This window comes from Chryseomicrobium aureum, assembly GCF_016909155.1.
GTDB lineage: Bacteria > Bacillota > Bacilli > Bacillales_A > Planococcaceae > Chryseomicrobium > Chryseomicrobium aureum.
Window position 1 is genome coordinate 1 of record NZ_JAFBFG010000016.1, and the last position, 20,445, is coordinate 20,445.

At 40.0% G+C, this 20,445-nt stretch carries 14 protein-coding genes and 1 other RNA gene; all 15 read right to left on the reverse strand.

Annotation, left to right across the window (positions count from 1 at the left end; genetic code table 11):
* Positions 1-252: 252 nt before the first annotated feature.
* The 15 genes from JOD03_RS10505 to tpiA all read right to left on the reverse strand — a co-directional run bounded on the left by JOD03_RS10505 (position 253) and on the right by tpiA (position 20,444).
* Positions 253-513 carry a hypothetical protein gene (locus JOD03_RS10505; RefSeq protein ID WP_204590911.1) on the reverse strand — a complete coding sequence of 87 codons (261 nt, stop codon included), beginning with the start codon at positions 511-513 and terminating at the stop codon, positions 253-255.
* The gene (locus JOD03_RS10510; RefSeq protein ID WP_204590913.1) at positions 503-1,654 is read right to left on the reverse strand and encodes a hypothetical protein; all 1,152 of its coding nucleotides are present in this window, start codon (positions 1,652-1,654) and stop codon (positions 503-505) included. The genes JOD03_RS10505 and JOD03_RS10510 overlap by 11 nt, the downstream gene beginning before the upstream one ends.
* A 110-nt stretch (positions 1,655-1,764) precedes the next feature.
* Entirely contained in the window at positions 1,765-1,920 is a 156-nt protein-coding gene (locus JOD03_RS13925; RefSeq protein WP_100353736.1) for a helix-turn-helix domain-containing protein, read from the reverse strand.
* 276 nt (positions 1,921-2,196) lie between these two features.
* A complete protein-coding gene (locus JOD03_RS10520; RefSeq protein WP_204590915.1) occupies positions 2,197-5,184 on the reverse strand; it encodes a type III restriction-modification system endonuclease in 2,988 nt (995 codons plus the stop codon).
* A 13-nt stretch (positions 5,185-5,197) separates the two neighbouring features.
* Positions 5,198-7,033, reverse strand: a complete 1,836-nt coding sequence (locus tag JOD03_RS10525) for a site-specific DNA-methyltransferase (RefSeq protein ID WP_204590917.1) — start codon at positions 7,031-7,033, stop codon at positions 5,198-5,200.
* A complete protein-coding gene (locus JOD03_RS10530) occupies positions 7,034-7,798 on the reverse strand; it encodes a DUF4391 domain-containing protein (protein WP_204590919.1) in 765 nt (254 codons plus the stop codon).
* Between the two features lie 8 nt (positions 7,799-7,806).
* Positions 7,807-11,049, reverse strand: coding sequence for a helicase-related protein (locus JOD03_RS10535; RefSeq protein ID WP_204590921.1), 3,243 nt, complete (start codon positions 11,047-11,049; stop codon positions 7,807-7,809).
* 1,095 nt (positions 11,050-12,144) lie between these two features.
* Positions 12,145-12,499: a transfer-messenger RNA gene (gene ssrA, locus JOD03_RS10540) on the reverse strand.
* Positions 12,500-12,568: 69 nt separating this feature from the next.
* The gene (gene smpB, locus JOD03_RS10545; protein WP_204590923.1) at positions 12,569-13,036 is read right to left on the reverse strand and encodes an SsrA-binding protein SmpB; all 468 of its coding nucleotides are present in this window, start codon (positions 13,034-13,036) and stop codon (positions 12,569-12,571) included.
* Between the two features lie 37 nt (positions 13,037-13,073).
* Complete coding sequence (gene rnr / locus JOD03_RS10550) at positions 13,074-15,404, reverse strand: ribonuclease R (protein ID WP_204590925.1); 2,331 nt, start codon at positions 15,402-15,404, stop codon at positions 13,074-13,076.
* A 43-nt stretch (positions 15,405-15,447) separates the two neighbouring features.
* Positions 15,448-16,194: an alpha/beta hydrolase gene (locus JOD03_RS10555; RefSeq protein ID WP_204590927.1), complete on the reverse strand. Its 747-nt coding sequence runs from the start codon at positions 16,192-16,194 to the stop codon at positions 15,448-15,450.
* A gap of 354 nt (positions 16,195-16,548) precedes the next feature.
* A complete protein-coding gene (secG, locus tag JOD03_RS10560; RefSeq protein WP_204590929.1) occupies positions 16,549-16,776 on the reverse strand; it encodes a preprotein translocase subunit SecG in 228 nt (75 codons plus the stop codon).
* 79 nt (positions 16,777-16,855) lie between these two features.
* Positions 16,856-18,151, reverse strand: a complete 1,296-nt coding sequence (gene eno, locus JOD03_RS10565; RefSeq protein ID WP_204590931.1) for a phosphopyruvate hydratase — start codon at positions 18,149-18,151, stop codon at positions 16,856-16,858.
* The gene (gene gpmI / locus JOD03_RS10570; protein ID WP_204590933.1) at positions 18,151-19,689 is read right to left on the reverse strand and encodes a 2,3-bisphosphoglycerate-independent phosphoglycerate mutase; all 1,539 of its coding nucleotides are present in this window, start codon (positions 19,687-19,689) and stop codon (positions 18,151-18,153) included. The genes eno and gpmI overlap by 1 nt, the downstream gene beginning before the upstream one ends.
* On the reverse strand, positions 19,686-20,444 hold the full coding sequence (gene tpiA / locus JOD03_RS10575; RefSeq protein ID WP_204590935.1) for a triose-phosphate isomerase: 759 nt from the start codon (positions 20,442-20,444) through the stop codon (positions 19,686-19,688). The genes gpmI and tpiA overlap by 4 nt, the downstream gene beginning before the upstream one ends.
* Between the last annotated feature and the right edge of the window lies 1 nt (position 20,445).

The window sequence follows — 20,445 nt, forward strand, 5'->3', positions numbered from 1 at the left end:
CGTCTTTTCCTTTCTTCAGGTTTGTTAAGGACATTATATCCGTCAATTCCTGGACAAACAATACCGTCAACAAATTGACGTTTTTAATCAGCATTAACACTAATAAACAACAGACACTGTTGGAGGAACTACTGGCATTAGTCATACAACACAAATGATTTTTTTAAAGACAAAAAAACCGTCAAGTCATGGATGAAAATATCCCTCAACTTACGGTAATTATCTAGCGTCATTAACACTTGTAGCATTTGCTTATTTGTTTTTTTTCAATAATATCTTAACTACTAATACCCCTACAGCACCTAAACTAGTTAGTGCAACTGCACCACCATTTTTAATTCCTTTCCCAACACATTCTTTACAAAAAAATCCCATTTCAGTTATATTAGTGCATTCCTTGTTTTTACAAATGTTAAATTCAGTCTGACATGAATCGCACTGATATTTATTTTCCTTGGTCGCATTAAACTTTCTTCTACGATTACAAATAGGGCAATTTGCTTCAATCATCATTATCACTTCCCCAAATAATTTTCGGATCAACTAGATAAGAAACCTTCACATTTTTAAATTGAGTATCTGACAGTCTGTCATGCATTTTATTGGCACTTTCAATAATGGCTTCATTTTCCTTAATGCTATCTATTAAAGGCAATTTTCTTGTTTGTAGTTTTTCATGCATATCAGATATTGTTATTTTGTCATCAATGCTTATGTCTTTGATATTGAATATATATACCAGCTTGTTCGCTAAATCCAAAGAATATAATTTTACTTTCTCACTAAGCTTGGTATAGTATTTTTTTGAATTTTGATATTCACCAATAACTTGATAACATGTTCCGATTAATCCTAAAGTCTGAAAATAAATTTCTATTAGAAACCCAAATTCATCAATTAGTTCTTTTGAGTTTTTAATGTAATTGCTATTATATTCCGCTCTATTTTTATTGAATATATCCCATACTTTCAGTCCTTCGATAAAATCTTCTTTAAGACTGTGTTGAATTTTACGTTTTAATACACCTTCAATTGTCGCTTCGAAAAAATTTGATAAAATTATTAGCTCTGCAATACAAGTATTAACTCTTTCAATAGCTCTCTGATTAGGAAGTGAATCTATAGCTTCTTCAATTACAGATTTTATTCCATTTAAAGTTGAGACCTTTTCTCGCCATAAAAATGCATTTATATGCTCTATCTTTTCATCAATAGCTTCTAGTCTTCTTGAAATTTCTGCAGCCTGCATTTGACCTGATAAAGTGCATATACTTCTCGAAATGTTTGAAAGAGCAGTTGTTTGTTTAACTTTTCTCATATGTCTTTCAGCTTCTTGAAGCTTTGCTTTGCCTACAAACCTACCCGTTGTAGCGTTTCTTATTTCAATTGATCCTTTTTTTATTATCAATTCTCCATTTGATATACCTTCTTGAAATTCGGGTGTTACTATTACTTCCCACAAACTCTGAGCGGTTTCTCCAACTGATTGAATTTCTTGTTTGAATTTTTGTTTGCCTTGCAATGCTTTTGCTACAGCATCCATGATTTCTGGTGGTAATTCAAAATCATGTTTATATTTCTTTTCTGAAGTATCATTTCTAAAGCTTATTTCGCCATTTTCATATTCGACTATATCTATTTTCTTCTCCTTCAAAGTAAACTCCCCCCCTCTTTCATTCTATTCACACAATATGATAGTAAATTAAAGAGCAGCCAAAACTTAGTTGTTTACTGGCTGCTCTTTTGTTGAATTGAATTTCAATATCATTCTTCATTTAGATACTCTTCGGTTTTAATTATTACTTGCAGATTGTCACGACCGTTCTCAATTTTTGATAAGGTTTCTAGACCAATGCCTAGTTTCCAAGCTAGCGCTCTTTGTATTAGACCCTCGGCTTTACATTTACAATTGACATCCATTGCTCATGATGACGGCAACCGGTAAGCATCGATGTCCTCATCCCAATCTTGTGCCCAGTCGTCATAATCTTTATTAAACTTCATGTCTATCTATGCCTTTATACCCACTGGCGTTCAAAGTTCTTCTTCTGTTTCATACATGAATCTAGGATATAAATTGCTTTTCATACTATCATCACCTTTTGGTCAAATTACAAACAGAGTGTATTTTGTTCGTCTCGTCTGCTAATTTGAGTAGAGCCATTAGGTACTGATAAAGCAAGTTTATATGCAGGTCTATATATCCATTTTGAATTTTTCATAACTGTTAGCGAGCTTATATGTGACACCGTTCTCAAGTGCAGCAAAATGCTTCCGACCACATGTGATCTTTCCATCCTCTTTCATTCGAAGATCCTCCTGTTCAGTGCTCCCCTTTGTCTCAACAACGAAGAATAAGGTTTCTACTCCTTCTTTTTCAACCAATACCGCCCAGTCGGGATTGTAGTTGCCCAGCGGAGTATCTATTACGAATGACGAAGGAAGCTTAACAAATAACTTCACGTCTTCATCAGTATTAAGCTTCTCTGCGAATGCTCGCTCTACGCTAGAATCATAGCGAATGTAATTATAGACTGATTTGTCATTAGAAACTTCAACAGCATTGGCTTTCATGTAACCAACAAGCTCCTGATGCTCAAATAAAGATTGTTGATAAAAGGCATGGTCACCAATTCGCTCATATTTGATTCCATCGATAATTAGCTTTTTCTTTTCTCTGTTAATGATTTTCATGACAGCTTCCATGAATGCTTGTGGATTCTTTTCAAAGTCCTTCAAACGCTTGGAACCAATCAAGATATCAACAAGTGTACGTCTTTTTAAATTTGTTTGTTCTTGTAAATAACGAAGGATATCTGGCAAACGACGTTTCTCTTCTACCGCTTCATATACACGCATGGTCTGTCCCTCACCTGAAACTCCAGACTGATCCACTTTTAATAAGGCATTTTCTCGTTTGATTTTCCTAGCCTTGAAGGCGTCTAGCCTTTGTATTGCATCTATACAACGGATTTTAAGTGAATTAGAGTCCAAATCTACCGAATAAGTCGTCTTGTACTTTATCTGGCTCCATAGTTGATTAAAATCATCGCTCAAGAGAACTTCTTTATTCAGTTTGATTTCCACTTCATCTTTCTTATTGAAAATCGGTAACTTCTTAATGGATTTTCTTATGACCCCTTCAATATCATGCTTTATTTCTATAAATTCATCAGGAACATCGAAAGTATCAGCTGCAATTGCTTCCTTCAGCTTCGTTTCAACTTTTCCTTTTTTATCAAGGTAGTTTTCTTTAACAAGGAAGGAGTACACTTTAGCAGAATACTCATAACCTACTTCTTTAGACTCCCCAGTGAGCTGATCGGTCATGGTAATTGTAGAGAAGGATTGTTCTTCAAGATATCCAAACTTCACACCAGTCTCATCTTCCATTTCCTTCTGAAGTGACTCTGCAAAATCTTGGTACGACTCATTTGCAATTACTGTAAGAATATTGATATTTTCATCATACTGTCTCTGACCATGCTGATTCACAGACAAGCGCAATCCTCGACCAATTTTTTGACGCTTAGTGAAAGGGTCTTTGGTTTCAACTAAAGTACAGATTTGGAAGACGTTTGGGTTATCCCAACCTTCTTTAAGAGCAGAGTGGGAAAAGATAAATCGCAACGGAGTTTCAAAACTTAGCAACTTTTCTTTTTCTTTCATGATGAGCTCAAATGTAGATTCATCATCTTTATTCGAACGCAAACTACCATCTTTCGCAACATTACTGTCTTTATAGTTTCCACTTTTATCTTTTGAGAAGTATCCGTCATGAACTTCATCTGCACTTTGATTCGATATATACTGGTCTTCTTCAAACAGGGATCGATATTTGGGTAACTTAATCAGAGTGGCATACTCTTCTTCAAAAATTTTGGCGTACTTCCCTTTTTGCCAAGGCTGCCCTTTTGGATAAATCCGATAGTTTTCTACTCTGTCTATAAAGAAGAGGGTAAGCACTTTGATTCCTTGATGGACAAGTCTCTTTTCCTTGTCTAAATGCGTGCGAACCGCTTCTCTTATTTGATATCTCTTGAGTAGATCATCATCAATACTACCGATCGACTCTCCCAGTTTCAGTGTCTTACCATTTTCGAATTCAATCAATTCGTTTCCTGGATAACAATCGATACCTCCTACAATATAACCACGATAAAGTTCTCGTTCTCCAGATACTAGATATAAATTTTTTTTGCTGTTAAGGTTTATTTCTTTTTTTACTCTTGTAACAGTACCATTCTTCTTTTTTTCATCAATTTCAATAGTAGCCTTATATCCATTTTTATTAGAAACACTGACAAGCTTAATATATGGATCGTTAAAGTCGTCATCTGAATTAATGGATAGTACCTCAATCTTCTTAACAAGCTTTTTTTCATAAGCATCCACAGGGTCTAATTTGTACATCAGATTGTATGTGTCCCTATGAGTAGCAGAATATCGCAATTTACAAAGTGGATTTAATGAAGCGATAGCTTCCTTTGCTTTATCCGTGTTATCTACACTTTGTGGTTCATCAATAATTACGATAGGGTTCGTTTCTTGAATAAATTGAATCGGCTTTTTCCCGTTCATTGTGTCTCTTTCGCGATGGATCAGGTTAGCCTTGTTTTCCTTTTCTGGATCATCGAAGCTTTTTTTAAACGCATCAATGTTAATTATCATTACTTCAATATTGGTGCTTGTTGCGTATTCACGTACTTGTTCCAATTTTGAAGAATCATATTTAAAATAGTGACAATGTTGTCCAGGGTACTCTTTTGCAAAATGTTCTTCGGTCATTTGAAGTGATTTATAGACCCCTTCACGAATGGCAACACTAGGTACAACTATGATGAATTTTGAAAAACCATATAGCTTATTCAATTCGAATATGCTTCTTGTATACACATATGTTTTTCCTGTTCCTGTTTCCATTTCGACTGTAAAGTTCCAGTCTTGAATATTCGTGCTCTTTTGAAGATGATTTCTCACCTGTACTTTTTGAATATTTTCAAGGACTTCCGCTTCTGACAACTCCAGCTTGTTTCCAATCCCAAGCTCAGTTATTTCTTGTCCAACAATATCACCCATGCTTACTGTGAAGTTTGATACTTTTACTGTTTGGCCTTCAAAAATATCAGTAATGGAATGAATGGCATCAAGCTGATATTGTTGTTCATCAAACTTAATTTTCATATTACCATTCCTCCTAAATCACTCGAATATCATCTACACCATAACGCTTGAGGATTTGCTGCGCATTTGTACGAACAGTATCGTCCTTAAACCCTTCATCATAAAAGACAATTCGTGCAGGTTGTTGTTTTGCCATTTCTTCAATGTGTAGTAACGTTAAGTCACGTTCTAGACATATCAAAAGATATCCCAAACCAACAGAAAAAACAGTCTTCCCAGCAATACTCTTTTCTTCAATTTGGATTGTTAAATCAATACCATATTTAAGTAATATCTCATAAACAACATCATCTTGAGTACGTCCTTCTTTAACTGGTTCTACCAAATCTAATAAGTCTTTTTCAAGATTCAAGGACTCTTCGTCCCAGATTTTTAGGTTTGTCTTATCTAGCTTAAAGACTTTAAACCCAACATCTAGTTGATTTATTCCTATCCCATTATCCTGTAAAATTTTCTTTCCTGCACGACGAATGCGTTCTTTCCCTATATCACAAATAGTTTTATAACCTGCTTTATATGCTTCTGACTCCTCATCACATTGTTCAGGTAATTGCACTAAGATAAATTTGTAATGAGCGTCTACTTGTTCATTTAACTCCATAACTGCATGTGCCATTGTTGCTGACCCTGAAAAAAAGTCTAGGACAATATCTTCATCTTCTAGATTAGCCACAGTTAATAGTAATTTAAGCAACCTAACAGGCTTAGGACCATCAAAAACTCCAATATTATTAAACAGGGATTTGGTTTCTTGTTTTCCTTCTTGGTTGTGCCCAGCCTCATTATGAAAGATTATTGTATTCGGTCTCAAACCATTCTGTACTTCAGATAAGAATGTTTTAAGTCTAGGAGTACCGTCTCCTTTGGTACCAAACCAAATTCGATTATCCTGCACTAGTTCATCAAATCTATCCTTATTAACACTCCAATACCTGCCACTTGGCGGTGAACAAACTCGTCCGCTTGGTGTAACAATATCATATAACAGTTTACTAGAGCCAGATTTTGCAGAAAGGACAACAGATGTCCATACTCCCCGTGGGTCATTGTCTGGATTTGAATAACCCTGTGGTATTTCATCACCTCTAGGTAACAATCCTACCTTCCACCCGTTAACGTTACTTTGTATACTATTTTTACAGTAACATAGTATATGATCGTGCATTTTTGAGAAGTAAGTTGCATCGTTGGCACGGGAGAACTTTTTTTGCCATATTAAGTTTGCAACAAAATTAGTTTCACCAAAAATTTCATCGCATATCTTACGTAAATTAGAAACCTCTGAATCGTCAATGCTAATAAATATTACACCGTTTTCTTTTAATAGATTCCTAGCTATCTTTAAACGGGGATACATCATATTTAACCAATCAGTATGATATCTTCCGTTTGTTTCTGGATTAGATTTCATACTCTCATTATTTTTTTCTTTATAGTTATTCAAATTATCATGAAAATCATCTTTATAAACAAAATCTTTACCCGTATTATATGGCGGATCAATGTAAATCATCTTTACTTTATTCCTATAAGAACTTTGTAAAACTCGCAACACTTCTAAATTGTCTCCTTCAATATAAAGGTTTTGTGTCGTATTCCAATTAACACTTTCCTCCTTAGAAGGTAGTAGTGTTCCTGTTGTTTGATTATGAGCAAGATGAATAGCTTCTGTTTTTCCATTCCAAGTGAACTCATATCGTTCTTTTTCCTTCTCGACACTATCTCCAAGGGCAATTCGTAGTTTATCGAGATCAATCTTGTTTTCTGTTATGACTTCAGGAAATAATTCTTTTAGCTTTTCAATATTATCCTGAACAACATTGAGTGTTTGTCCTTCTAACTTCTGCAATTAGCACAACTCCTTTATTCTCAATAAATGTGTATTGATTTCCTGTTCTTGCCGCTTTATCTTCATATGCAATTCCATCTTTTTACCGAAATCAACTTGGCCTTTCTGTTCAAGCTGCAATTGTTCGATATTCTTACGATGTTTTTGAACATTTCTTAATATGTTGACTACTTCTTCTCGCTTGTCTTTACTGGTAGGTATCGTTCCGACTAACTGAATTACTTCTTCGCATTTTATCAATTGTTGAATATCCTCGTAAATGCTATACAGGTTTTCAAAAGATAAATTTGAAACGACTAATGCGTTTAGAAATTTGGAATATGCGGTATCTTCTTCCCTAGGGTTAAACCAGTCGGTAATGGTAGGTTGTTCAACAACCACTTTGGTCTTGTCATTTTTATTAAGCCTTTTGTGACTGGTACTCAAAAGAATTCGACCTTCCGAAGAACCAGCTACTAATACGACTGGATTGGGAATAGCCTTGTGAATAGCACTTGCAATTTTATTGATATTTTTAGTGATTCTTAAATCGACATATATCCAAACTACTTCTGAATAATTGAATTCGTCATCTTGAAAGCTGGGAATATTCATACTTTGTTGATTCATAACACTTATTAAGTGCATCCCCTCAATATCAGAAGTAAACAATTCCTTTTCCGTCGTAGAAAGGTCGGTTTGAGTAAAAAAGGCTTTCTTTGGTATTTTACGGTTTAGCACGGTCCGTTGCGGTATCTGCAAACGATTAATCAACCATTCCCTCATTCCATCACCTACTTTATAACTAAAAATGATATCAATTCAAAGTCATCAGAAGTTGCAGCTGTTTCCTGTAAAAGACTAGAATTTCCGAGACTGAACAATGACTCCATTCCTTTCTCTTCTACAATACCGAGAACAAATTCGACTGCCTTGTCTAGTAGATACTTGTAAGTAGACATGTCGTTCATATCCTCTGTTTCTTGAACGAACTGATGAATCAACTCGTTGAACACGTCCCCTTGACCATTAGCAACTTTACGGAAGAGATCCAGTATCTGCTTTGTCTTTAAATGTCCTAGTCGAACCTCTCCATCCATATTCATATAGACCAGATAATATGGATAAAGTGCGCTTGTTTCTTTTACTGGTGCTGCTGCATTGCGTTGTTTGATGCAGAATATTACCCCTGGTTCGGTATCAGAAGACGGAGCCAACTGAAGCGATGTAACTGCATGTAATCCTAGAGGGGCTGTTTCAACTTTCTTCTTATTGGTATCCATGTAATCAAGTAAATCCATTTTAAAGTCGTTCAGGGTCAAATCTGTGATAGAGATTCCTCCAGAAATGTCTTCCAAATCAACAACCTCTTCTTGTAACTGCTTCAGTTGCTTTTTACGGTATTCCAAATCGTTCATTTGCTTCTTTTCATCGTATTCTATTACGTTCTCTTCACCCGTTGCTGAAATATCAAGGAGTACCATTCTGCCACTGACACGTGCTTCTAAATTAATGTACTCATCAAGATCCATGTTCGGCCAGAAGTTCACCAGTTGAATGACATCATTCTTGGAGCCTAATCGATCGATTCGACCAAAGCGTTGGATGATTCGAACTGGGTTCCAGTGGATATCATAATTGATAAGGTAATCACAGTCTTGTAGGTTCTGACCTTCTGAAATACAGTCAGTTGCAATCAAGATATCAATTTCATCCAGTATTTTTGAATCGACTTTATTTCTTTCCTTTGAAACAGGTGAAAAATTCGTCAGTATAGAATTTAAATCTTTCTGGATTCCTTTCAATGTAGTCTGATTTACTCCAGAACCCGTAACTAGAGCTGAGTTAACACCATGTTTTTTTGCCACCCATACTGATAACTCTTTATATAAATAACTTGCTGTATCTGCAAAGGCAGTGAAAATGATGATTTTTTTATTTTCTCCATTGATAGGATGGAAGAGCTTTTGGTCAATCATGGATTTAAGTTGATTCAACTTGGCATCCCGTGGAGCTTGAACTTTTGCTGATTCAATGAGTAACTGCTCAAGCTTCTCTCTATCATCCTCTAGATCTTGCTTCCACTTAATACGGTCGATATCTTGAAGCAGCACTTTCACCTTAGATCCTATTAACATGTTTTCAATATCCTCATCATCAATATCAATTTCATTAATATTAATATCGGCATTGGAGTATTGCTGAATATTATCAAGCTTCAGTAACAAATCGTCGATTTTTTTTAAAAGAGAAGCTACTGTCATACCGAATGAGTGAATGGAGCTTTCCATCCGTTTAAGCAAGTTAACCCTCATTAGATGAACAAGGCTTCGTTCACGGTCAATTTGTTTAAACACTGAACCGCCTTTCACTTTCTTATCATATTTACGACTATACTCTTCTTGCTTTTCAGGCATTACATACTTCAGCGGTGAGTAAGCACTTAGATTTAATCTGTTAATGAGCTTATTGACTTCCTTTATTTCAGGGAATTCATTGTACTCATCAATATCAGCATATACGTTGCCTGGCTTTAATCGGTGTGGAAACTTACCAATCTCGGACATATCGTAGTATTTTTCAATATGTTTTCTTGAACGAGCGATGGTAACTGCATCAAGTAACTTGAAATAATCAAAGTTCAACATTTCCAAGAGATTGTCTGATTTTCGCTCGCCTTCATCTAACTTGAGCCATTTATTGAAGGACAGTTGTGCTTTTCTTAACGTTTGTTCAATACTTTCAATACCTGCTGACTCCAAAGCTTCATCTTTACCTTCTGTGATAAAGGCGACTTGGTTTTTCAAATCATTCATTTTGTTGTTTACAGGCGTTGCTGATAGCATTAGAACCTTTGTCTTAACACCCGCTTTAATAATTTGATTCATGAGTCTAGAATAACGAGTTTCCCTGTCATTTCTTGCCTGGTTATTCCTGAAATTATGTGACTCGTCAATAACGACTAAGTCGTAGTTACTCCAGTTCACAGTAGACAAATTAATATCTCCAGACAATCCGTCTGTACGACTCAAGTCGGTATGATTCAGTACATCGTAGTTGAAGCGATCCGTTGAAAGAATGTTTCTCTTATCGTTTTGAGTATAGATCAACCAGTTTTCTCTTAATTTTTTTGGACACAAAACCAGTACTCGATCATTTCTCAGCTCGTAATACTTAATAACTGCCAAGGCTTCGAAGGTCTTTCCCAAACCTACACTGTCTGCGATGATACAACCATTGTGCTTTTCCAATTTATCAATGGCTCCTAGCACACCATCTTTTTGGAATTTATATAGCTTGTTCCAAATTGTAGTGTCTTTAAATCCTGTCTTTGATTTTACTATCGCATCTTCATCGAATTCTTCTAGGTAGTCACTAAAAATGTTGTAGAGCGTGACAAAGTAAAGGAATTCTGGAGAATGATCTTTATAAATTGCTGCCATTCTTTCCAAAACATTTTCTTTTACTTCTTCAATAATCGGCTCGTTTTGCCAAATGTCATTGAACCACTGAATATATTGTTTTGTTAACAGCGGCTCATCCATTAAAGTGTTCATATGAAGGTTTGGGGAATATGTATAGCCTAATCCGCTGCTAGTAAAATCAGAGCTCCCTTGAATAGCTACTGAAGAACCATCTTTGTTTTCAATATGGACTAGGCGATTCTGTGTTAATGGTGATGTCAAAGATTTCATCTTTACTTTCGAACTTATCCAGTCCGCACATTCTTTAGCGATTTTCGCCTGAGTAAGTTCATTCCGCATCTTAATTTCGAGTTCAGAACCAGACAATTTTTTTTCTCGGTCTCTTTTATCACTGTCAATAGCATCCTTTGTATCTCTTTCTGAAGTAAATGTAGGATCAATAAATAAAAATCTTACCTCTTCCACTTTCATTAATTCTTTCTTTAGTGCTTCGAACGCATAAATTGTAAAGTAAGATGACATGATTGCTACTTTGGCATTCTTCTTAAAGTAAGGCTTCAAAGCATCTCCGACAATACCAGTTTTTTTGTTATCTAACATTTTATTAAACAATAAGCTCACCGCCTTATAAGAAATTAAAAAGTAATAAAATCATATGATTAGCATTTGAATATATTACTTATTTTATCATTCCAAAATATTACTAACTAGAGGTTCTCAAGAGATTTGGTGATATTTTCTAGAAAATTTGATAATTTCATTTTCATAAATTTTAGTTTTCTATTTTATTCGAAGCATTTCAGCTAGTTTCTATAGAATTATATAAATTTCAATAGACAATCCTAACTTTCTAAACATTCTTCAAATATATAATTTGAATTGAATTCCTTTGATAGAAATCTAGTGAAAATTATAGACGGAGCCTGTCACAGCCACAATTCTAGATCGGCAGATGACGAGCCACACTTCTTCGACTCCGTCTCGAACTGAGTCTCATCACCTGCCAGAATTGAGTCTAAAACAGGCACCTCACCCCTCGTCTTTCTTTTTGGAGGAGTTTTTAATGCAGAAGACTCTTGAGTGTGTAGAGATTTGAAAAGTAACTTGTCTGTTTGTGTAAACTTGCTGTCCTAGACTGTGACTATACGCTCGATGATTCGGGCCTTGCGTTAGCACAGCCCGCCCCAAGATTCTTACAGAGAGATTGCTTGAGTATCTAGATAAAAAAGGTAGAGGCGGAGCCGACTCGAATTTATGAGTGTTTGCGACTTCTCAGTAAAAAGAAGTACCGATATGTGTTTGGTCTGCTGTCTAAGGTTGATTATGTGGAGAACTAAGAAGAATAGTGGCCGATTCGCTTTTTGAGCGAATCGGCCACTGTTGGTTTTTATTTCTTTGACAGAATCGAACCTCGGGTGGTAGAAAAGATTTCTATCGGTGTGCTTTTTTCTTTTTATACGGAGCCTGTCACAGCCACAATTCTAGATCGGCAGATGACGAGCCACACTTCTTCGACTCCGTCTCGAACTGAGTCTCATCATCTGCCAGAATTGAGTCTAAAACAGGCACCTCACCTCCCGTCTTTCTTTCTGGAGGAGTTTTCAAGACAAAGAAAAAACCCCTTAATCTCAATGAGATCAAGAGGCTTTTGTGGAAGATGATACTTCCGGTTATTAACCATTGAACCTTGCCACTCAAGCAAGATTCGAATGGAGACGGCGGGATTTGAACCCGCGTCCAGAAACTCCAACACTTGAGCTTCTACGCGTGTAGCTTACCTATTAAAGTTCGTCCAATCCTTTGCCGATAAGCAGGCGTTAGATGGACTAGTCCGGAAATCTCTTGCAACTGACTCAGACTGCACCAGTTACCGTATCCCACTAAAAGTGAGCTCTACATAGCCACATGGGCGATGGATACATAGAGCAGATTCACGCTATTAAGCAGCGAATGCTAAGTTGTTGTTTGTTTTGCCTGTTATTATAAGTTCCGTTGTTACAGAGCCGAGCCTCTGACGCGCCACCCAAGCTTGAACCATTCCTGTCGAATCCATAACGTCCCCGATATGGAAAAAGTGAACTTGGTTGTTCTACACTTAGTATATATCAAAGAAGGTCAAACTTCAACCAATTTACTGGTTACGCGTTTTGAAAGCACGTTCGATCTCACGTTTAGCTTCCTTCTTCTTCATATCACTCCGCTTATCGTAATCTTTCTTCCCTTTCCCTAAACCGATCAGCACTTTTGCATAGCCGTTTTTGACATACATTTTGAGAGGAACGATTGTGTAGCCGTCCCGCTTCGTCTTGCCAATTAGCTCAGCTATTTGTTTTTTGTGAAGAAGAAGTTTACGCACACGCAGTGGATCATGGTTGAAACGGTTCCCTTGTTCATACGGACTGATGTGCATGTTCGAGATCCATGCTTCATTGTTGCGAATGCGAATGAAGGCATCTTTTAACTGCACACGGCCGTTTCGAATTGATTTGATTTCAGTACCTTGCAACACAAGTCCTGCTTCCATCGTATCCTCAATGAAATAATCGTGAGAAGCCTTCTTGTTTTGTGCAAGGACCTTGTCATCGTGTTTTTTTGCCATTTGACTCACCTACTGAAAGAGGAGGCTAGACGCCTCCTTATTTTTTTCGTTTCTTTTTCTTCTTTTTGGCTACATCTTCAAAGAATCGCTTCTTTTGAGAGGGTTTGCCTTTTGCTTTTGGTTTACCACTCTTTGCGTCTTTCCCGCGTTTGTCACCGCTGCGCTCCGCTGGTTTTCCTGAACGGCTTGCATGAATGACTTTCGGCGTTTGGCGACGCTCACGCCCAGCTGCTTTGATCATTCCCACGACTTCAAAGTCAATGGATGACTCTTCCACTGTAACGTTCGTGACTTTTACTTTCACTTCGTCCCCTAATCGGAACTCGCGACCCGTTCGTTCCCCACGCATAATCATCTGACGGTCATCGAAGTTGTAATAATCATCGGATAAGTTCGTGACGTGGATCAAGCCTTCGATTGTGTTTGGAAGCTCAACGAAGATTCCGAAGTTCGTAACAGAACTCACAATCCCTTCAAACTCTTCCCCAATCTTATCGACCATAAACTGCGCTTTCTTCAACGCTTCCACATCACGCTCTGCATCAACCGCGCGGCGCTCCATTTTCGAAGCGTGTTCTGCGATGTCCCCAAGGTTTGCTTGCCAGTGCATGATCGTCGACTGAGAAAGGTCGCCCTTAATCAAATACGTACGAATCAAGCGGTGAACAATTAAATCTGGGTAACGACGAATCGGCGATGTGAAGTGTGTGTAGTACTCTGTAGACAATCCAAAGTGACCAAGGCATTCCGGGTCATACTTCGCTTGTTGTAGAGAACGCAGAAGCATCGTCGAGATGACTGGCTCTTCTGGAAGCCCTTCAATCGATTCGATGATCTCTTGCAATGCTTTCGGATGAATGTCATTGCTTGAGCCTTTTACAACCAATCCGAATGATGTTAAAAATTCGAAGAAGCGTTGTAGTTTTTCAGGCTTTGGATCTTCGTGAATACGGTACATGAACGGAACATCCATCCACTTGAAGTGTTGCGCAACAGTTTCGTTCGCTGCTAGCATGAACTCTTCAATCAATTTCTCCGCAACTGTGCGATCACGGTTGACGATTTCAGTTGGCCAGCCGTCTTCGTTGACTAAGATTTTTGCTTCTGGGAAGTCAAAATCAATTGCTCCGCGTTCTTCACGTTTCCCGCGTAACACTGCAGCAAGTTCTGCCATCAATTCAAACATCGGTACGAGTGACTCGTAGCGTGTACGCAACTCTTGGTCGTTCTCTTCCAAGATCAAGTACACATCGCGGTACGTCATACGCTCAGCCGTGTTGATGACACTCTCAAAGATCTCGTGGTTGACGACTTGACCTTTCGAATCGATTTCCATCACACAAGAAAGCGTCAAACGGTCCACTTGTGGGTTCAACGAGCAAATTCCGTTTGATAAGCGGTGTGGAAGCATCGGAATCACGCGGTCTGCTAAGTAGACACTAGTACCACGCTCTAACGCTTCTAAATCGATTGGCGAGTGCTCTGTGACATAATGACTGACGTCCGCAATGTGAACTGACAGCTCGTAGTTGCCATTCTCAAGCTTCTTCACTCCAACTGCATCATCCAAGTCTTTTGCGTCTGCGCCGTCAATCGTGACAATGACCTCTTCACGTAAATCGCGTCGTCCTTCGATATCTGCTGGGTCTACTGTGTCGCCCGTTGACTCTGCTTGCTCGAGCACGTCTTCTGGGAACTCCGTTGGAATGCCGTGCTTATGGATGATTGATAAAATATCGACACCTGGATCATTTTTATGCCCAAGGATCTGTGATACTTTCCCGGCTGCTGAGTTTCTGCCTGAAGGCCAGTCTGTAATTTCTACAATGACTTTGTGTCCATCTGCAGCACCCAGTGTATCGCCTTTTGCGACGAAAATATCCATCGGTAGTTTTTTATCGTCCGGAATGACGAATCCAAACCCTTTGTTGTCTTGGAACGTTCCGACGATGCGGTCAAGACCACGTTTTGTGATTTTAATGATGGCTCCTTCACGACGGTCCCCCGATGAAGCCGATGACACGCGTACGAGTACCATATCTCCGTTAAACGCACCGTTGATTTCAGTCGGTGGAATGAAAATGTCATCCATGCCTTCCTCTTCCGGCGCAACGAATCCAAATCCACGTGCGTGTCCAATGAATTTCCCTGCAATCAAGTTCATTCGTTCCGGCACACCGTAGCGGTTCGAGCGTGAACGAACGATTTTGCCGTTCTCTTCTAAACGCACAAGCGTCTTCACAAATTCTTTGAAGTCATCCGCATCATCCAATTGAAAATGCGCTTCTAATTCTTTCGTTGTGAGTGGCTTGTAACTATCGTCTCGCATCAACTCAACGAGCGCTTGTTCTAGTTGTTGTGTATCCATTTCTGTCCCTCCTTTGTCTTACTATTTCCTAAAAGACGCTGCCTTACTCGTGCCAATCCAATTTATTTAAAAAGGCAAGAATGTCTTCGTGCAGTTGTTCTTTTTCTGGGCCAAGTGTAATCACATGACCTGATTGTTCATACCATTTGATTTGTTTGTCTGTCGATTCCGCCGTATCGTGAATGATGGTTGCAGAGTTCGTATCAATGACGTCATCCAGTCGGCCTTGCGCGACAAATAGTGGCGCATAAACGTGATCGACGATACCCCGAACCTCTTGGATCAACTGCTGAAGTTCCGGAAGAGTCTGCATCGGCGTTTGACGAATCGCTTCGATTTCTTGGTCGATGACATCCGCTTCTTTGCCTTCATACTTTTTGTATTCGCGAGCGTAGCCAAGAACTCCTTCAAACATCAGTTCTGTCGTTTTCATTGTCATCGGCGCACACATCGTGACGACACATTTGACGGGCATTTCTGATGCGACTTTCAATGAAAAGACGCCGCCTAGAGAAAGTCCTGCAACAGCAATCTCCTCATAGCCCTTCTCTTTCAATTCATTGTAGGCACCAATGACGTCTTGCCACCAATCGGCTGGACCCGTCGCAATGAGTTCTTCTGGCGGCACTCCGTGGCCTTTGTAGTGAGGCGCTATGGATGTGTAGCCATTCTTTTCAAGAAAACGTCCTAGCATTCGTACGTCAGACGAGTTCCCAGTGAATCCGTGAAGCAATAACACGGCACGTTTTCCCGCTTCAAAGAAAAACGGCTTTGGCGTTGAAATACGCATCTTGTTCCCTCCAAAAGTGAGTTGCGTTACGGGGCTGCTTTCCGAGGGCGCGGCGTGAGCCTCCTCGTCGCAGGCTCCTGCGGGGTCTCACGTTCCGACTTTACTCCCACTGGAGTCAGCCCCTTCACTCCACTCAATTTTTTCTAGAAATCCCGGAGGTCAGGTTGTCATTTCCCAGGGTGTAAGAGTTTTATCGAGACCCGGCAACGAAGCCGAAAGTGCTCTTCTTTCGGCTTACGTGGGGAGGCTCGGTAAAACTCTCCCTAGGACAATGATGACCTGACCGGAGGGATTTCCCCAAACTTGCAAAAAACGCCCAACCACACTACTTGTGGTCAGGCGATTAAAGAACATTTATAGTTTCATAACAGCAATCGTTAAAGCAAAGAATAGTACGGAAAGTACAATTGTTGCACGATGTAGGACTAACTCCATCCCACGTGCTTTTTGTTTTCCAAACAGTTGCTCTGCTCCACCAGAGATGGCTCCAGATAACCCGGCACTTTTCCCTGATTGCAATAACACAACTACGATCAATGCTAGCGATACGATGACAAGTAATGTCAATAGAAAGGCTTGCATTCACTCCACCTCCTGATAAGAACATACACAACAAGATTAATTTTATCAGACTTCTCAGGTAGTGACAAGCTGACCCGTATTATTTTTTCAAATTATAGAAAGTTTCACGGCCTAAATATTCAGCTGTAGAATCCAACATATCTTCGATGCGAAGAAGTTGATTGTACTTCGCTACACGGTCTGAACGTGAAGGAGCACCTGTTTTGATTTGACCTGCGTTTGTCGCAACTGCGATGTCTGCAATTGTCACATCTTCAGATTCACCTGAACGGTGAGAGATGACTGCTGTGTAACCTGCGCGTTTTGCCATTTCGATTGCTTCAAACGTTTCCGTTAACGTACCGATTTGGTTTACTTTGATTAGAATTGAGTTAGCGATGCCTTTATCAATTCCATCTTTTAATTTCTTCGTGTTTGTTACAAATAAATCGTCTCCAACAAGCTGAACGTTTTTACCGATACGCTCTGTTAGAAGTTTGAATCCGTCCCAGTCGTTCTCATCAAGACCATCTTCGATTGATACGATTGGGTATTTGTTGCAAAGCTCTTCGTAGAAATCAACCATCTCAGCAGATGTTTTCACGACGCCTTCACCCGATAAGTGGTACTTGCCATCTTCTTTGTTGAACAACTCAGAAGCTGCAACGTCCATTGCAAGAAGAACTTCTTCGCCTGGTTTGTAGCCTGCTTTTTCAATAGCTTCCATGATGGTTACAAGTGCTTCTTCATTTGATTTCAAGTTTGGTGCAAAACCGCCCTCGTCACCAACAGCTGTGTTCAAGCCGCGCTCTTTTAGAACCGCTTTTAAGCTGTGGAAGATTTCAGCGCCCATGCGTAGTGCTTGGCGGAATGACTCAGCGCCAACAGGCATGACCATGAATTCTTGGATATCGACGTTGTTGTCTGCGTGCTCTCCACCATTTAAGATGTTCATCATCGGTACTGGAAGTTGCTTCGCGTTGAAGCCTCCAAGGTACTGATAAAGTGGCATGTCTAGGTAGTCCGCTGCAGCGTGTGCAACAGCCATTGAAACACCAAGAATAGCGTTTGCACCCAGGTTGCCTTTATTTTCTGTTCCATCTAATTCGATTAACGCTTGGTCAATTGCTACTTGATCAAGAACTGTATAGTTTTCTTCTAATTCTTCAGCGATTACTGTGTTTACGTGTTCTACGGCTTTTTGAACACCTTTACCTAAATAACGGCTCTTGTCGCCATCACGCAGTTCTACTGCTTCGTATTCTCCAGTAGATGCGCCTGAAGGAACGATAGCGCGGCCAAATGCACCGCTTTCCGTAAATACTTCTACTTCAATTGTTGGGTTACCACGTGAATCAAGGACCTCACGAGCAAATACGTCTGTAATAATTGGCATTATCGTCTCTCCATTTCAAGTAAAGTTTTTCCTGTCATTTCAACAGGTTGTTCAATCCCCATTAAGTCTAGCATAGTTGGGGCTAAATCGGCTAAAATTCCACCGTCACGAAGCGTTATTTCGCTTCGCGTAACAATGACTGGCACGGGGTTTGTCGTATGCGCCGTCATTGGATTTCCTTCAAGTGTAGTGACTTCATCGGCATTCCCATGGTCCGCTGTGATAATCGCATCTCCACCTTTTGCAAGGATGGCATCGACTACACGCCCTAGACATTCGTCTACCACTTCGATTGCTTTGATTGTCGGCTCGAGCATGCCGCTATGACCGACCATGTCCGGATTCGCAAAGTTTAATAGAATCGCGTCGAACTGATCGTTCTCAATCGCTTCCACTAAAGCATCCGTCACTTCATACGCACTCATTTCAGGTTGCAGATCGTAGGTTGCAACTTTTGGTGAGTTTATTAGAATCCGGCTCTCACCAGGGAATTCTTCGTGACGACCGCCACTCATAAAGAATGTGACGTGTGGATATTTTTCAGTTTCGGCAATACGGACCTGCAATTTGCCGTGCGCTGAAAGAACCTCTCCCACAGTGTTTTTCAAATCTTGTTTTGCGTAGGCAATCCCGCCGATCACTTCGTCGTTGTATTCCGTGAAGGAAACGAACGGCAAGTGTTCCGGGTGATGCTCTCCGCGTGGGAAGGAATCAAATGTAGGGTTTGTAAGCGCAAATCCTAATTGAATCGCACGGTCTGGTCGGAAGTTGAAGAAGATGACACCGTCGCCTTGTTGGAACACAGCTTTTGGTGCTTCTTCCGTTCCGATAACAAACGGTTTCACAAACTCATCCACAATTTTTTCACTGTATGACGCTTCAATTCCAGCAATTGCATTCGCAAATCGAGGACCTTTCCCGTCTACAATCGCGTCGTATGCAAGTTGTACACGTTCCCAGCGACGGTCACGGTCCATTGCATAATAGCGGCCACTGATCGTTGCAAATGAGCCATAGTTCAAGTCCATCATGATGCGCTCGGTTTCTTCGACATATGGAATCGCTGTAGCAGGCCCCACATCGCGCCCATCTAAGAACCCGTGAACAAATGTCTCGCCTACACCTTGGTCTTTTGCAAGCTTCAAGAGTGCATGCAAGTGCGTGTAGTGACTGTGCACACCACCATCTGAAAGTAATCCCATAACGTGCAAGCGACCGTTTGTAGCTTTTACTTGCGCAATCAACTCTAGTACCGCTTCGTTTGTGAAGAAATCCCCATCACGAATGGATTTATTGATGCGCGTTAAGCTTTGATACACAATACGGCCCGCTCCAATATTTAAGTGACCGACCTCCGAGTTCCCCATCTGTCCTTCCGGAAGACCAACAGCTTCACCAGAAGCCGTTAGTTCGCTGTGCGGAAAGTGATTCCAGTAGCGGTCGAAATTCGGTTTCTTTGCCTGCGCAACAGCGTTTCCAGCTGTTTCATTGCGGCAAGCAAATCCGTCCAAAATAATTAAGGCAGTTGGCTTTCTCATTTCTGAGTCGCCTCCACCAGTTGTAGGAATGAATCCGCTTCAAGACTTGCGCCGCCCACTAGTGCTCCGTCAATATCTTCTTTTCCAAGTAGTTCCTCGATGTTTGCAGGCTTCACGCTTCCGCCGTACAGAATTCGTGTTGCGTTTGCTGCTTCTTCCCCGTGAAGGTCAAGAAGTGTTTCGCGAATTGCTTGGCATACTTGGTTGGCATCATCTGCAGTTGCAGTTTTGCCTGTTCCGATCGCCCAGATTGGTTCGTAAGCAACAACTGTTTTCTCTACTTCAGATTCAGTTAAGCCTTCAAATGCTTCTGCCACCTGTTTTGATACGACAGTTTCTGTTTCGCCTGCTTCACGTTGCTCTAAACTTTCACCGACACAAACGATTGGCGTTAGTCCAAGATCAAGTGCCGCTTTTGTTTTCAAGTTAACCGTTTCATCTGTCTCGTTGAAATATTGACGACGCTCTGAGTGACCGATGACGACGTGTGTGACGCCAACGTCTTTCAACATGTCCCCGCTGATTTCTCCTGTGAACGCACCTTCTTTTTCTTGGTGCATGTTTTGTGCTCCGATATGAATCGAAGAGCCTTTCGCAGCCTCAACTAGAGCTGGCAATTGTAAGAATGGTGCACAGATTACCGCGTCTACTTTTGATGCATCGATTGTTGCTGAAGATGCTGCATTCCAAAACTCATGAGCCTCTCCAACCGTTTTGAACATTTTCCAGTTTCCTGCAATGACAGGTTTACGCATA

What these genes read in the sequence shown, in the direction of transcription:
- JOD03_RS10505 (WP_204590911.1), bottom strand. Translation starts at nt 513, where the DNA reads ATGATGATTGAAGCAAATTGCCCTATTTGTAATCGTAGAAGAAAGTTT.
- JOD03_RS13925 (WP_100353736.1), bottom strand. Translation starts at nt 1,920, where the DNA reads ATGGATGTCAATTGTAAATGTAAAGCCGAGGGTCTAATACAAAGAGCG.
- JOD03_RS10520 (WP_204590915.1), bottom strand. Translation starts at nt 5,184, where the DNA reads ATGAAAATTAAGTTTGATGAACAACAATATCAGCTTGATGCCATTCAT.
- JOD03_RS10530 (WP_204590919.1), bottom strand. Translation starts at nt 7,798, where the DNA reads ATGAGGGAATGGTTGATTAATCGTTTGCAGATACCGCAACGGACCGTG.
- smpB (WP_204590923.1), bottom strand. Translation starts at nt 13,036, where the DNA reads ATGGCAAAAAAACACGATGACAAGGTCCTTGCACAAAACAAGAAGGCT.
- rnr (WP_204590925.1), bottom strand. Translation starts at nt 15,404, where the DNA reads ATGGATACACAACAACTAGAACAAGCGCTCGTTGAGTTGATGCGAGAC.
- JOD03_RS10555 (WP_204590927.1), bottom strand. Translation starts at nt 16,194, where the DNA reads ATGCGTATTTCAACGCCAAAGCCGTTTTTCTTTGAAGCGGGAAAACGT.
- secG (WP_204590929.1), bottom strand. Translation starts at nt 16,776, where the DNA reads ATGCAAGCCTTTCTATTGACATTACTTGTCATCGTATCGCTAGCATTG.
- eno (WP_204590931.1), bottom strand. Translation starts at nt 18,151, where the DNA reads ATGCCAATTATTACAGACGTATTTGCTCGTGAGGTCCTTGATTCACGT.
- gpmI (WP_204590933.1), bottom strand. Translation starts at nt 19,689, where the DNA reads ATGAGAAAGCCAACTGCCTTAATTATTTTGGACGGATTTGCTTGCCGC.
- tpiA (WP_204590935.1), bottom strand. Translation starts at nt 20,444, where the DNA reads ATGCGTAAACCTGTCATTGCAGGAAACTGGAAAATGTTCAAAACGGTT.